This window comes from Psychrobacter sp. DM8 (genome assembly GCF_051307025.1).
Lineage (GTDB): Bacteria > Pseudomonadota > Gammaproteobacteria > Pseudomonadales > Moraxellaceae > Psychrobacter.
Window position 1 is genome coordinate 2,297,427 of sequence record NZ_CP195538.1, and the last position, 15,299, is coordinate 2,312,725.

Genomic DNA, 15,299 nt, shown 5'->3' on the forward strand with positions numbered 1-15,299 from the left:
AAGCTCTATAGCTAGGCGCTAGAGAGCTTTTATGTAACAACGGACAACGACTATTTAATTATTCAATGTTGAGAGTCTTAGTAAATCCTACTCCATTACTTGTAACACTGATAGTGGAGCCCAAATCAAATGCTTGGTTGAAGTTAACAAAGTAGAAGCCATCGTCAGAAGTTGAGCTTGAACTGCCAGTTTGCGTGTTTATAGATACAGAGTAGTTCTGATAAGGCGTAATAGATACACTTGTACTATTTTTATTTTCATTAATACTCACACTTAGACTATCTGCACAAGTAGCACCACCTGTACCAAACGGGCTAGCATTATTATTCCAAGGTGTTAGTAATGTTGAATCAGAGACCGATACGTCGCCCACTAGAACAGGTAATCTATAGTTGATGGTTTGGGTGTTTTCGCTACCATTAACAAAGGTCGTTGCGTCGAAACCTACGGTTACCCATCTTGAGTAGCGTAAAGGATATCGAATCTCGAAGTCTGCACGCCCCTCATCGTTTGTGATGAAAGAATACTCATTATCTGCTAGCGTGCCGCCAATAATGGCAACTGGATTAATGGGATCTAATTGATTGTTCTGATTGACATCTTCATCTTGATCCAATGTAAAGTTGTAATTGAGATCTTCAGTAGATATAAAGTTAGACTCTAAAAACACTGGTTCTTGTTCAGTGAAACTTACAGGCGCTGGAGTAGTTACATTGCCATCTGCATCAGTATTATCAGCAGCTTGATAAATCACTGTACTATCTAATAAGCAAACTCTGCCCTGAGCGTATGCTGTAGCATAAGATTTTATCGAGACTTCTTTGTTTGGAACAGCGCGTCCTGAACCATCCATAACAGAGATAGAGCCACGTACCGTATAGTAAATATCATCAGATGATAATTTGTTAGCAAAAGCTAACGTAGTGTAAACCGCATCTTCCGATACAGTAATATTGGTAGTCTTAGTCCCTATACCTGCATTGTTTTGCAATAAACGCGCATTAATAATCACACCATTAATAGGTGAGCTAGCATTGGCTTGATAAACGACGCGAGCCTCACCTCTGCTATTCGTGACCGCCGTAGCAGCAGATAGGCGACCAGCTGATGAGTCAGAAGCACGACTAAAGACAACCGTCTGGCCCTCTACTGGCACATCATTTCTGTCTTTGACCGTAGCGACTACCTCAGTGCTACCACCTGGAGTAATAACAGACCTTACTGCCTGAAACAGCATCTTGGCAGGAGTTGTTGCACGGAAACGTGCATCGACGGTAGCGCGAAAGCGTGGTTCACCATTTGGCAGCGTCTCACCCAATACAGTTGCTTGCAATGCAGTAATACCAGCAAGCGACGACGTTAGAGTTACAGGTACTGTGATTATATTTCCCATTATATTAGCAGTAGTAATTGGTCTTGTGACTATGACATCGTTGCTACTAGCGAATGTACCTATAGTGGTTTGCACCTCAACCTGCTTACCAATAAGTGCTGAAGCTTGTGCTGCGGTATCGCGGCGTATCTGAACCGTGATGGTTTGCGGTGTATTGACGTCATAGACGTCCTCTATATCAATAAAGCTAATACCGGCTTGTGAAACTTTAACTAGATCAACACTATTTAAGCTGCGCTGAGTATTTAATCTATTTTCACCAAAGGCACGCGCGAATATACGCAAGTTACCATTGTTATCAAAATCAAGCTCATTTTCAGCAATTTCAAAAATAGCTTGCCCATTAGCGTCAGTTGTCGCTATTGCACTAGCTTCAATGATAGTGCCGTTAGCGTCAATCAGTTCTACGCCTGCATTATTAATAGCCAGACCTGACCCATCTACAAGAGTGGTAGTAATAGTAGTGGTTTCGTCATCTTTAAGATTAGTCGTTGATGACACAATACTAATCTCAGTGCCTACTGCTGACAAGTTCAGAGATTTCTCTTCACGAACTTGTAAAGTTACATCACCGTTTGCATCATACTGCGGCGTGACGATTTTGGCATTGATAACGATATTGTGGTTAAGGCGCGCATTCACCGTATTAGCTGCTAATAAGACACCAACATCTATCTTACCTTCTACGTCTGTAGTTGCCAGACTCGGAGTGGTCAAAGCTGCGCCACTGGCCTCCAAACCTTCAATGCTCAGTTGTACTGGCACTCCGCTAAGCACTCCGCCACTACTATCAGTGACGCGGAATGTTGCATTAGTCTGGTCACCGCCTGTTGTTAAAGTGGGCTTGTCAGATGAGACCAGAATCTGGTAACTGTCAATGGTCGTAGTATCTACTGCGACGATATAATTTTGTTCCAACTTCACATTTTCGGCAGTAGTTGTCGTCGCTGTGAGTCGGATACCAGCTTCTAGTATGGCTTGATTTACATTAGCGCCATCTTCCAAGGTTAAATCAAAAGTAGCCACACCGTCATTGTTAGTAATTGCAGTACCATTGCTAATGCTTACGCCCGTTCTAATAGGGTCATTGACATTTAAGCGCACTTCACGATCAGCTATGCTACCGTCGTCATCTGTCAGTCTGACAAATACCTTAAAGGTATCACCACTTGTATTAACCACTTTGTTGGCACCAATAGTCAAGGCTTCTACTGTGCCCGTTGGCATGACTGTATTTACAGTACGTGCTTGAGTGACGATATTACCACTAGCATCGGCGGCTGATAGGGCGATTGTAAAGCTGCTTCCAATAGCCGCTTTTTGATCATTCGTAAGGTTATTTGGCACAGCAATTGTAAACGTCGCTCGACCTGAGTTGTCAGTCGTTTGGCTACCACTTGATACTAGCGCAACGCCTTGACTAGCAATAGCTGCTGGCAGCGCAAAGAATACTTTTTGTCCAGTAACAGTATTGTCTTGGTTGTCTTTTGCAATAACTTCGATCTGGGTCTGACCACCATTTAGATTTAGCGAATTCGGTGTATTTGCTAGCAGCGAAATACTAGCGGCCATCGACTGCACTTTAACTTTAACTTGTTGTTTTTTGCCCGTTACTGTTTCTTCCAACGTAGCTGTCAGTACTTGATTGCTAAGAGCAGTTTTTTGTGCATTAGTCAGGTTGTTGGGTACTACGACATCGAAACTAACAGTACCGTCCGCATCTGTAGTAGCAGTAATAACTGCTGATCCAGTCTGACCATTAACTGTCAACAGACTTGCCAGTGATGCATTATCAAACCTCATCTTGACTGACTGATTAGTCACTTGCGAGTTGTTTGACTGATTATTCAATTGAGCTTGGATATTGGTAGTGGCGCCAGCGCTGTTGAGAATATATCCCGCTCTATTGTCGATATTATTGGGTGCATTCAAGATGTTTAAAGCAATAACTGGAGTGGTAATGTTGACTTTTTTGACATCAGACTTGTAAGTAATACCATTTTCGACGTAAGAGATCTGATAGTTAATTCCAGTGCGCTTGAGCTCATCACGTTGCTGCGCTGTTAAGCCTTCTGGAATGACAACTATAAATGTAGTTTCACCACTAAAGTCAGTCGTCGCTGAGGTTTGATTGACACTAATACCATAGTCAAGTGCCTTTGCTCCCAGTTGAATATCAACTATCTTTGCCTCTACTGGCTGTGGTGACGCGCTTTTGGTTTGTAGTTTGACACTGATGCTGCCACGACCACCAAGCTCACTGACAGCAGGTGTCAATATAGAAGCAAAATCGATACTAGTTGCAGGTTTCACAATGTTGATTGTGTTAACAATTTTGGCTTCGGTACCATCATCGTCTGTAAGGATAGCGGTATAGTCGATACCTGATGCTACAAGAGCTTCGCGCTGCGCTTGAGTGAGGTTTTGACTGATATTAAGCGTAAATACCGCATTACCTGCTGCATCAGTAGCTTGCTGATTACCACTTTGTATGCTTATACCTGCTACATTGCTCAATACAAGTTTGACAGACTTATTGGTAGCCGCGCTTCCATTAATACGCTTTGCTGATATCTGAACAGTGAACTGCTCATCTGTCACGCTTACATTTCTAGGCATATTACTAGATGATAGCTGGATATCGCTTCGACCCACGTCTGAACCTATAACTATGGATTCACTACTGGCTACACTACTCGCACCTGAAGCTTCAACTGCTCTCACGCTTAACGCAAAGTTGTTAGATTGCTCTAATAGAGCTTTTTGAACGCTAGTCAGACCTGCAGGCACTCTTACCGTATAACTGACAATACCTCTATTGTCAGTCGTTTTCTCAGCACTACCATCAAGAGTAAGCAGACCGTTATTAGCCAACTCAATAGGCAAGCTTGCGATAACAGGTTGATTTGCTACAGTACCGCCGCCTACAGCATTTATTCTAAAGCTTATGACAGCAACGCCACCTGAGCTTGATATTTGCTTTTTAGTACTATTCTCAAAACTAACAATGTTTTTTGCGGCTGGTAATTCAACTATATTTTTATAAGTCTTAGTAGTCACAGACTTATTTGGCTCTGATAGCGTCACAGTATAGCTAACGCCTTGCTCTACTAGCTTTTGACGATCATCCGCGCTGAGTGTGGATGCAATCGATAAATCTACTACTGCTCTACCATTGTTATCGAGAGTCAGCGCTTCACTACTTAACGTGACACCATCAATAGGATTGTTAAGCTTAATAATTGCTTTTGCGCCATTGATAGTAGTTTGCACCTGATTGTTCTTAGCAGCTGCCACGATAGTCAAAGTCTGCCTATCTCCATAAGCATTAAGTACCGTGTTTTGACCTTGTACGTTAAGAGCATAGTCTGAAAAAGGTAAAGCTACATTGAAATTACCTGTTACCGCCTTTGTGGCACCGTTTTGTTCTTGAATACTAATAGCGTATGCAATTCCTTGCATAAGTTTGTTACGCTCAGTCTCTGTGAGATTTTCGTCTATTTTTATGTTAAAGATAGCTGCGCCACTAGCGTTCGTTGTTTTGTTGTTGCCACCTATGATAGATATACCTTTGACGCTAGCTATACCTAACCCTACGGTAACACCTTGGACTCGCGCCCCATTGTTATCTTTGGCGATAACAGTAAATTCAGCATTGTCACCATAAGGGTTTAGAATGTTATTAGAGACAGAACTGGTACTGAGTGTAGGTTGTATATCAAGCTTACTTTCCGTAACCTGAGTACCGCCACTACCTTCCACACTCACTGAGACTCTTAGTTCTTGTGAAACAGAAGTACCATTTGCCTTCTGAGCAGTAGCCACTAAAACAAATCCGTTCGCTATTAGCGCAGATCTATCAACCACTGCTTGCGGGTTTAATTTAAGCGTATAGGATGCATTGCCATCACTATCAGTCGTTTGGATACTTTGGCCTTCAATAGTAATACCATTACCTTCAGAGTCTGTAACCTTAAGACTCACAGGCTTGCCAACCACTGCACCACCTGAGCTAACTTCAGCAGCTTTTACTACAACGTTAAAAACAGTCTCTTCATCAGAGAGTGTGACGATTGTTGGATTTACTGTAAGTTTCTGCAAAAAGAAATCGGCTTCAACTTCTGGCACTTGTTCACCGCCACCACTATTATTGCCGCCATTGTTGCCACCTGTCTGTCCACCATTACTACCATCATATTCTGGCGCAATAGAATCAACCGTATCACCACCGCCGCCGCCACAGCCAGCCAATGCTAACGCACAAGTCAAAGAGGTAAATTTGAATAATTTAGAGCTGAGTGGTAGCGAACTATAGGACATGTTTTAAACCCCGAGACAGAAATAATTTACAAATAAGAAAAATAATTCTAAAAACCATCTATATATAAAAACACATATAATTACACTGATGCCTTTATATTAATGATTTGTATAAAATTTATGACAGTAACTTTACTGACTTTTATATTAACTTACAACTGTTAATTAATCCTTATCGTCAAATAATCAATCACATACGCCTGCGATTTTAGAGTATAATATGCGCCGTATACCGTAATAAATACGACAAAATAATTTGAGTATCTGCTCATTTTGTGGTATAAATGTCGGCTTTAAAATTTCTGAATTGATCGCTCTGTCATTTGCCTTTAGATGATGGAGATGTCAGCTCAACCTTCATATAGATTCGTTTGGTGCAAAACGACGATTGCTGTGTCCATGCCGCAAAAACGTCAATATGTCCAGACTGGTATGGGTAGCCCTCATACCTCACAGATTAGGAGTTCCCCATGGCTAGAGTTTGCCAAGTGACCGGAAAGCGCCCTATGGTGGGTAATAATGTTTCGCATGCAAACAACAAGACCCGTCGCCGCTTTTTACCAAACCTTCATAACCATCGTTTTTGGGTAGAATCTGAAAACCGTTTTGTTCGTCTACGTATCTCAACTAAGGGTATGCGTACTATCGACAAACTAGGTATTGATAAAGTATTAGCAGATATGCGCGCACAAGGCCAAAAAGTTTAAGTTTGACTTAAACTTGGGCTAAGTGCTCTGCCACCATTTAAAGGATCGTTGTCATGAGAGATAAAATCAAGTTGGTATCAACTGCTGGTACTGGGTATTACTACACCACTACCAAGAACAAGCGTACTATGCCTGGCAAAATGGAGATCAAAAAGTTTGATCCCAAAGTTCGCCAGCATGTTATTTTTAAAGAAGCAAAAATTAAGTAAGTTTTGTTTCTTTAAAACAAAAAAAGGGTTTATCAGTAGATAAACCCTTTTTTTGCTTAACTTTTACTCAATAATGTTATTTAGCTATAGTGCTTTGGCTCTTTATCGTACACATGCGCATGCCACTGGCTCATCTGCTTTTGCATGATGACTTGAATAGCGGCGTGTATCATGTGTTGACCGATTGCTTGAGTATCGCTACCTAGTAATTCTTTAAGCTTTTCTGAGAAGTCTATAGTCATCAGCGGCGCGCCCTCTTTTTCAGTATCGCGCAATAATAGTTTGCCATTATCGCCCTCCACCAACTCCAAGGTCGTCTCTTTAGCAAATCCGTTGAAATGATCGCTACTGTCATGATCCACTTCTATCTCATTATCACTGTCATATGGCATTAATTAGTATCCTTATTATTCCCTGTAAAGTAGCCTCAATGTAACTGCTAACAACGCTAGGGAAAATCTATTATAGTCATACAATGGACGCTTTGACGCGTAATTTCAAGAGGTGTGACACAAGTCTTGTAAACGAGAAAGGTTTTAGCGCCAGTAACGTAATTTGGCTAAAGTAAATAAGAATGCCACAAACATTCCTAGATAATAGGCAAGTTTAAGCTCAAAAGTCGGATCACGAAGTTTAAAAGGAAGAACCAGAGTTGCTGTCGCGGTAGGCAGTATGATGAGCATCAAAAGCCAGCTCTCAAATACACCAAGCCAGCTTTGCAAGCCCTCACCATGACTCAGTGCTGACAGCCCTAATAATAAACAGGCAATGATCAAAGCGATGAACAGGCCGTTGGGTAAGTCTTTTGGAAAAATAACATCGGTGATTTTAGTGCTTTGCTTTTGCATGCAAGTGTCCAGTTATGATGAGACTCACAACTTATTGAGTAAAATAGAAATAGGAAGTATAAAGCTAGATAAAACTGCATTATTAAGGGTAAGCTTTATTAGCTGTAAGTACCCATCAGCCATAGCATAGAGACACAAGCCGTCAGCCAGCCAAGGCTCAGCGCGTTTCTCGTCTCAATATTCATGCCTTTGACCTTGTTCATCACGCGCGAACCGAGCCAAAATAATAAAGGAATGCCAAGTACAAAAGCAGGTACGACAACAGCAGCATGACGTAGTACGCTGCTAGGATTATCACCAATCATCAGGCGAAAACCATAACCTGCCAAGCTCAGTACCAGGGCAAAGACTGCCAGACCAATAGTGATACCCTTAGGAACTAGGCTTCTAGATTCAAAACTTTTAGCAGATTGATTAGGCTCATAAGTATGCACGCTTTGCGATAAGATTAAGTCATCACTTGGCGTTTGGGAGCTACTAGTTTGAGAGCTACTAACAGTATTTTGCGTATCCATATATCACCTCTTACATAATAGTTATGCTACTACAAATAGCATCTTACTTATTGTACCACCTATCGCTTTGCTCTATTTTTGTACTAACGCCAGCTCTTCACGCATAGCGCTAATAGCCGCAGCGTAGTCCGCTTGATTAAAAATCGCCGAGCCTGCGACAAACATATCAGCGCCCGCCTCAGCGATAACACGGATATTATTTGCCTTGATACCGCCATCTACCTCTAATCTGATATCTCGACCACTAGCGTCAATACGCTGGCGCACTTCGCGGACTTTATCTAAGGTGCTGTCAATAAATGACTGACCGCCAAACCCTGGATTGACACTCATAAGTAGTATCTGATCGACTTTATCCATCACATAATCTAGATAATGTAGCGGCGTTGCAGGATTAAACACCAGACCACATTTAGCGCCGCCATCTTTGATCAATTGCAATGAGCGATCGATATGAGCACTGGCTTCTGGATGAAAGGTAATAATGCTCGCATCCACCTGCAAAAACTGCTCAATCATACCGTCGACGGGCGATACCATTAGATGTACATCAACGGGCGCATCAATACCATAGTCTCGTAGCGCCTTACATATCATGCTACCAAAGGACAGATTGGGGACATAATGGTTATCCATGACATCAAAATGAATGACATCCGCACCTGCATTCATTACATTCTCGACCTCCTCGCCCAAGCGCGCAAAATCAGCGGATAAGATTGAAGGAGCGATTAGGTACGGCTTAGCAGGACAGATCATAATAGATTACCTTTTGAGCATAATTTGATAAGATTTTTGGTTATTAATGACTATCGGGGTTTGTACTGAGTTTTGCAATAGGCACGGCCGATTTCAAAGCCGCGCTTGGCCTGATGCTTGGTATCACGCCCAGTGACGCGCTGACGCCACAAGCGAAACGAGGACGGTTTAAGCTCTTTTCGCATCAAAGTAATCACATCAGCTTCACTAAGACCAAAACTATGCTCTATCGCTGAAAATGGCGTTCTATCTTCCCATGCCATCTCAATCAAGCGTGACATTTGCACTGCATCTAGCGTTTGGTTGCCCGACCCATCTATCTCATTTAATAACAAATCAGATTGACTCTCTGGCACCGCCTCATTTTGTTTTTGCTCGATTGCCTTGTCCATATCTGCTCGCATAATCGCTAGCGATGAGTTGTCATCATCTATTTGAGTGTCTGCTGATAATGATGAATGCTCTACCATAAAGATTACCTTTTTAAGCATCATAATAAGTATGATTTTCAGTAGCAATCATAACGCGAATGACAAAAATCTGCCGACTTATCTAGCGACAGCGCAGTCATAAAAACACCCTTTAAATCTAAAAATAGGGTGATTTATCAATTAGATAGCCAGTTATAATAAAACACACAGTTAGAATCAAGCGTCGCTACAGTTATAAGACAATTTTGCCTAAGATATCGGTAAATGCTTAGATGCTTAAATATTTAAATGCTTAAATGCTTAAATGCTTAGATGCTTAGAGTCGCAGTTAGCAAAATTTAGGCAAGCTGCGCCATACGCCAATGATGCCAAATATGATCATTGATCACCGTTTGAATAAAGTAATAACTGTGATCATGACCCGCTTGATAGCGCAGGGTTAATGGCTGCTCAGCTTTTTTGCAAGCTTGCTGTAATTTTTCTGTTTGCAATTGATTTTGAGCTAAAAAATCGTCAGCTGCGCCTTGATCAACTAAAATGCTGGCATACTGCTTGCCAACTTCGCTAATCGTATGCGCCGCGTCCGCTTGCTTCCAAAGCGCTTTATCATCGCCAAAGTATTCGGTATAAGCTGCCTGTCCCCAATCAGACTCACTAGCTGCGCAAACTGGCGATAATGCTGAGACACTGACAAACTTACTTGGAAACTTGAAACCAAGCAATAACGCGCCATGCCCGCCCATAGAGTGACCTGTAATACCGATACTGCTAATAGCAAACTCGCTACGCAGTAGATCGTATAGCTCATCGACAATGTAGCTTTGCATATTGAAGTTCTCCGACCAAGGCGCTGTTGTCGCATCGACATAGTAGCTCGCCCCCTGCCCCACAAAATAACGCTCATCGTTTGGCACCTCAACCTCATCGCTGCTACGAGGTGAGGTGTCAGGTGCGATAAATATCATGCCAAGCTCGCTACATTTTTGTTGAAAGTGGGCTTTGTGCGTGACGTTATCAGCATTACAAGTGAGTCCTGATAAATACAAAATCGCAGGGCAGCGTTGTCCTGCCAAGGCCTCATCTGGTAAATAAATACTAAAGGTCATTGGCGTCTTAGTTACCACAGACTCATGACGATAATAGTGCTGCTCGCCATCAAAACAGCGGTTGACACTCACTTGAGTCATTTGAGAATTGGTTGCTAAGCTATTGGCATAAGTAGTATTCATAATCAGTATCCTTTTATTTTAATAAAAATAATCATCGTATCGGTGCAAAATTTTGTCTAAATAATAGTTAACTATATATTTTATTCTACTATCACTGCGGTTTCAGCCGTAGCGTTGTCAGCCTTGTTAGCATTATTGACACTGCTACTCTCATTATTATCAAAGCTACTATCACTTGGCGTTGGGCGCTGGTTAAACAGTGCTTGCTCAAACGCTGGCAAGGCAGTTTCCATCAAGCTACCGATCGCCATTTGCGGCTCTGAGGGCTCAAAACCCATAAAACTCTCACGCTCTTGTATGCGCAGGCTGGCGTCTTTAAATGCAGTTGCAAAGCTGGTGTTTTCTCGTAGACTCTCGGCGAAGAACGCTTGGCCAAAATAAGTCATCTCAGCGCTATTAGTACAGCCAAAGGACATCTTGTCCGCCGCTGATGCAGTAATCACTACCGTTGTCGGCGAAGCTAAATCATCGATAAAAGAGCCTGAATAACAGGCCGATATAATGATGACTCGCCAGCGAATACCTGCGCTATCTAGCGCCTCGCGTAGCCATACAGCCTCCAAGCTGTCCATCTCAACAGGTGCGTTCTCAAGCTGAAGAATATCTTCGTTGCCATGAGAGGACAAGGTTAAGAGTAGCACATCTTCATCCGCGTTCATTTTTTGACCGATGGTTTTAAGGCTTTGTAATATACTAGTTTTAGTCGCGACAGGCTCATCCAGCCAGCTGTAGGTATTGTTGATCAAGGATAATGAGCGCCCGCTAGTACCAAAGCGTACATCAAATAGCTCGCGCGCATGATTGATCTCAGAGCGAAACACATCTTGCCCTGCAAAACCTGCCACCCCCATAAAGTACCAGTCTGTCTGACCCAAGACGCTAGGGTCAAGGCTATCTAAGGCTTGCTGTAATAGACGCGGCTGCTCGTATAAAGCCGCTTCATCCAACACTGGCTGCATAAGGGTTTGCTTAAAAATAGGCTGATCTGCCACATTGTTTTGCCAAATCGTCAATAGTGCGACAGCGCCGATTAGTACAATAATACGCTCCCACCATGGCGCGCGCAGACGACGAGAGAATATCCAAAGCAGGGCTATGGTCTGCCACAAAAATAATAATAGAAACAGTATCGGTAGTAATGAGTAGCTCCATTCAGGCAGCCAGCCTTGATGACCAAAGAACTGTACTAAGCTTTGTAGTAGCGCTGATAAAGTATCGGCGACGAGCCACAGCACTACAGGGACAAATAATAGTCCTTGATTACCCAAGCGCCGCGCTAAGATAATACCACCCAGCAAGATAATCACTGGCCAAATTAAATAGCTGACAAGCCCTTGCTCATTGAATACGCTACCGCTCTCGGCTGCTAGCCAAGAGAATAGTACGTTGCTACTAAGAGCGAGTGCTGCAAATAAAGCAAACTGAAAAAAAGTAGGCTTAACCCAAGAGAACGCCCGCGTTGAACCAACGAGCATCCATAAGGCTGCAATGATATTGGCCGCAAAATTAAGAGAGAAGCGTTGAAGCGAAGTGGTTTTTAGCGATGAGAGTGACAAAGATGGTGACCTCTATCGAGTAGATAATTGAACAATCATCAAAGCGATGACTTTTTATAAGCGTCTAAATGGTTTGAAAAATCAGACTTTTAATGAATGAGTCTAACGCGATTGTAACGGATTGTCAGTGAAGACAATACTAGGATTTGTAAATACTTATAAAAACAGCGTTAAACACATATAAAAAGAGACCTTATATAAAGGTCTCTTTTTAACGAGTGATTGAAACAGTAGATTCTAGCGCATCAACAGCTCGTTGACGCGTTTGAGATACGCGGCAGGATCATCAAGCTGCCCACCATCGGCAAGTAGCGCTTGATCAAAAATGACTTGCGCAAGCTTATCAAAATCACCATCAGCCTGCTCGCTGGCCTCTAGCTTTTTAATCAGCGGATGATCAGGATTGACCTCCAAGATAGGCTGCGTCTCTGGCACTTCTTGACCCATTTGCTGCAGCATCTGAATCATCTGTGGTGACAGCTCGCCCTCTGCAGTAACGAGTATCGCAGGGCTATCAACTAAGCGATTAGAGACTCGTACGTCTTTAGCGCGTGTATCTAGGGCGGTCTTTAGCTTTTCAACCACAGGCTTCATAGACTCTTGCGCCTTTTCAGCTTCCGCTTTTTCTTCTTCGTCTTGCAAATCGCCTAAATCTACTGCGCCCTTGGCAATGTTTTGTAGCGGTGTGTCGTCAAATGTCGTCAAAAAGTTCATCGCCCACTCATCAACGCGGCTGGTCATCAAGATAACTTCGATGCCCTTTTTCTTAAATAACTCAAGCTGCGGACTGTTCTTTGCAGCGGCTAAGTTATCAGCCGTTAGATAGTAGATGGCTTTTTGACCCTCAATCATGCGAGCTTTATAGTCCTCAAAGCTGGTCGCAACTTTATCATCAGTGCTAGTGGCATAACGCAAAAGCTTGGCAATACGTTCTTGATTGCCCATGTCCTCGCCCAGACCTTCTTTGATGACATCGCCAAACTCGCTATAGAACTGTGCAAACTTATCTTGCTTGTCACTATCTTCACTATTAGCAAGGCTTGCCAGCATGGTCAAGATGCGGCGCGCATTACCATCACGGATAGATTTGACATCGCGCGACTCTTGCAATAACTCTCGGCTGACATTGAGTGGCAAATCAGCTGAATCAATCACGCCTTTGACGAAACGCAAGTACATAGGCAGTAGTTGCTCGGCGTCATCCATGATAAATACACGTTTGACATACAGCTTAAGCCCATGCTGCTGCTCACGAGTATATAGATCCATCGGCGCTTTTTTGGGTACATATAATAGCTGAGTGTACTGTACGCGGCCTTCCACGCGGTTATGCGTCCACGTCAGCGGCTCATCCATGTCGTAGCTGATGTTTTTATAAAAATCGACATACTCTTCATCTTCGATCTCGGATGCTGAGCGTGTCCATAGCGCACTGGCTTTATTGATAGTTTCCCACTCATCGGTGAGTACCATCTCGCCGCCCGCAGGCGTATCACTGTCGTCGTTCTCATCTTTAACATCTTCTTGCCAGACTTCTTTACGCATCTGAATCGGCAGGCTGATATGGTCTGAGTATTTATTGACTAAGCGCTTAATCTTAGCACGGTCGAGGTAGTTATCCTCGCCTTCGGTGTATTCTTCTTTTAGGTGCAAGGTGATGGATGTGCCGCGAGTTTCTTTGGTGATCGTCTCAACCGTGAAGCTACCGCTGCCATCAGATATCCAGCGTACGCCTTGCTCCGCAGGCTCACCAGCTTTACGCGACTCAACCGTAATGGTGTCGGCCACGATAAACCCAGAGTAAAAGCCAACACCGAACTGACCGATCAATTGACCATCTTGCTTTTGTGATTCAGATAATTTGTCCAAAAATGCCTTGGTACCTGATTTGGCAATCGTACCCAAATTGTCAATGGCATCAGCTTCGTTCATACCGATACCGTTATCGATAAAGGTAATGGTTTTAGCTTCCTCATCAACGGCGATACGTATTTTGAGCTCACCGTCATCTTCGTACAGGCTGTCGTCATTGGTGGCTTCAAAACGCAATTTATCACAGGCGTCTGATGCGTTTGATACCAGCTCACGGACAAAAATATCAGCGTTTGAGTACAAGGAGTGCGTCACTAGATGTAGCAATTGCGCCACTTCCGCTTCAAACGTATGTTTTTTTAATTCTGGATTATTCTCATTAACTATTGGATTGTCGTTTTTTGATTCACTCATAAAAAACTCCTTTAATGTATGTCAAAACTTATTATTAAACAGCAGTCATTAAACCAAAATCGCTCAAATAAGCATAAGAGCGATTTGGTTTTAAATAGCGCTAGGCTGCTTATACTAATAGGGGCGCAGGTAAATTTTTCAAGCGTAAATAATAGATAGCGTCGAAACAAAAACACCGCCTAAGCTTTTTAAGCGGTATCATTTAATAAAGTAATGTATTGTGGCAATTTACCAATGGCAATTTTTCATAGGTACTGAGTCAATAGGCACTGAGTTAATGCGGCATCGGACGTATCGTCAAGATCTGCTCGCTGCGACCGAAGGGTCCCTGCACATCATGAAGCACCGCACTGGTCACGCCAATACCATCTTCGCCGTACTGCTGCACCGCCTCGATTCCGAGCCAAGCCCCTTTTGGCTCTCGGTGCATGTGAATTTGCAGGTCAGTATTGGGGAACATCCATTCAAGCTTTGAGAGCCCAAGACCAAGCCTTGGCACCACGCCATTCGCCGTATCTACCATACCCAATAGATGCACCACATCGCTTGTCGGTGTCCCCTCTACCATCTCTAAATCATTGGTGATCCAGACCATACCCCGACCTGCGCGGCGATTAGCATCAGAGACCAAGCTTACGGTTTTGATAAAACCGCCCGGCCAGCCTTTCATGCCATCCCAGCTCTGCAAATCTTCAGGCTGGTGTTTGGCTGGCGCGTCCTCTAACCCTGCAATGACGCTAGTGTCTTGCGTCATGAGTCGCCAAGCGCGGGCAATGATACAATCGCGACCACGGCTACTCATGACCGCCTCGACAAGCTCAATGGTTCTACCTGGACGAATACAGCGCGTAGTAATCGTAAAGTCGTCGAGCGGTATTAGCCCCAAAATATCTAAGCTAATACGCGCAACACGCATGTTGTCTTGCAGATTAAAGCCAATGAGCTCAGAGGTCAGCAGGCCTGTCGCTGGTGCCATATGCTGCTCATGCTCATTCCAAGCGCCTTGTGCATGTTTGGTGGGGCGATACTGCGCCACCGTGCTACCGTCTTTTTGCTGCTGACGGCCGATAAATTCATAATATGCGGCCATAATTAACCTTCATTTA

12 protein-coding genes are annotated in these 15,299 nt (G+C 43.4%); 2 read left to right on the forward strand and 10 right to left on the reverse strand.

What is annotated here, in order from left to right:
* Nucleotides 1–58 precede the first annotated feature (58 nt).
* On the reverse strand, nucleotides 59–5,713 hold the full coding sequence (locus tag ACR64J_RS09820) for a hypothetical protein (protein WP_435949514.1): 5,655 nt from the start codon (nucleotides 5,711–5,713) through the stop codon (nucleotides 59–61).
* Nucleotides 5,714–6,183: 470 nt separating this feature from the next.
* On the opposite strand from ACR64J_RS09820, the gene rpmB reads away from it, so the two are divergent.
* Together rpmB and rpmG are read left to right on the forward strand one after the other, a co-directional pair.
* Nucleotides 6,184–6,420 (forward strand): 50S ribosomal protein L28, encoded by a 237-nt coding sequence (rpmB, locus tag ACR64J_RS09825; RefSeq protein ID WP_317199079.1) that lies wholly within the window; start codon nucleotides 6,184–6,186, stop codon nucleotides 6,418–6,420.
* Between the two features lie 53 nt (nucleotides 6,421–6,473).
* On the forward strand, nucleotides 6,474–6,629 hold the full coding sequence (gene rpmG, locus ACR64J_RS09830; RefSeq protein WP_010201403.1) for a 50S ribosomal protein L33: 156 nt from the start codon (nucleotides 6,474–6,476) through the stop codon (nucleotides 6,627–6,629).
* A gap of 80 nt (nucleotides 6,630–6,709) precedes the next feature.
* On the opposite strand, the gene ACR64J_RS09835 is transcribed toward rpmG, so the two are convergent.
* The 9 genes from ACR64J_RS09835 to ACR64J_RS09875 form a co-directional block, all read right to left on the reverse strand.
* Nucleotides 6,710–7,021: a hypothetical protein gene (locus tag ACR64J_RS09835; RefSeq protein WP_317199080.1), complete on the reverse strand. Its 312-nt coding sequence runs from the start codon at nucleotides 7,019–7,021 to the stop codon at nucleotides 6,710–6,712.
* A 144-nt stretch (nucleotides 7,022–7,165) separates the two neighbouring features.
* A complete protein-coding gene (locus ACR64J_RS09840) occupies nucleotides 7,166–7,477 on the reverse strand; it encodes a hypothetical protein (RefSeq protein ID WP_317199081.1) in 312 nt (103 codons plus the stop codon).
* Nucleotides 7,478–7,575: 98 nt separating this feature from the next.
* On the reverse strand, nucleotides 7,576–7,992 hold the full coding sequence (locus tag ACR64J_RS09845) for a hypothetical protein (protein ID WP_435949515.1): 417 nt from the start codon (nucleotides 7,990–7,992) through the stop codon (nucleotides 7,576–7,578).
* Between the two features lie 72 nt (nucleotides 7,993–8,064).
* Nucleotides 8,065–8,751, reverse strand: coding sequence for a ribulose-phosphate 3-epimerase (rpe, locus tag ACR64J_RS09850; RefSeq protein WP_435949516.1), 687 nt, complete (start codon nucleotides 8,749–8,751; stop codon nucleotides 8,065–8,067).
* A gap of 50 nt (nucleotides 8,752–8,801) precedes the next feature.
* Nucleotides 8,802–9,032 carry a TIGR03643 family protein gene (locus ACR64J_RS09855; RefSeq protein WP_317199273.1) on the reverse strand — a complete coding sequence of 77 codons (231 nt, stop codon included), beginning with the start codon at nucleotides 9,030–9,032 and terminating at the stop codon, nucleotides 8,802–8,804.
* Nucleotides 9,033–9,520: 488 nt separating this feature from the next.
* Nucleotides 9,521–10,411, reverse strand: coding sequence for an S-formylglutathione hydrolase (gene fghA, locus ACR64J_RS09860; protein WP_435949518.1), 891 nt, complete (start codon nucleotides 10,409–10,411; stop codon nucleotides 9,521–9,523).
* Nucleotides 10,412–10,491: 80 nt separating this feature from the next.
* Entirely contained in the window at nucleotides 10,492–11,967 is a 1,476-nt protein-coding gene (locus ACR64J_RS09865; RefSeq protein ID WP_435949519.1) for a C13 family peptidase, read from the reverse strand.
* A gap of 237 nt (nucleotides 11,968–12,204) precedes the next feature.
* Nucleotides 12,205–14,193: a molecular chaperone HtpG gene (gene htpG, locus ACR64J_RS09870; RefSeq protein WP_435949521.1), complete on the reverse strand. Its 1,989-nt coding sequence runs from the start codon at nucleotides 14,191–14,193 to the stop codon at nucleotides 12,205–12,207.
* A gap of 274 nt (nucleotides 14,194–14,467) precedes the next feature.
* Entirely contained in the window at nucleotides 14,468–15,283 is an 816-nt protein-coding gene (locus ACR64J_RS09875) for a thioesterase family protein (protein ID WP_317199087.1), read from the reverse strand.
* Nucleotides 15,284–15,299 lie beyond the last annotated feature (16 nt).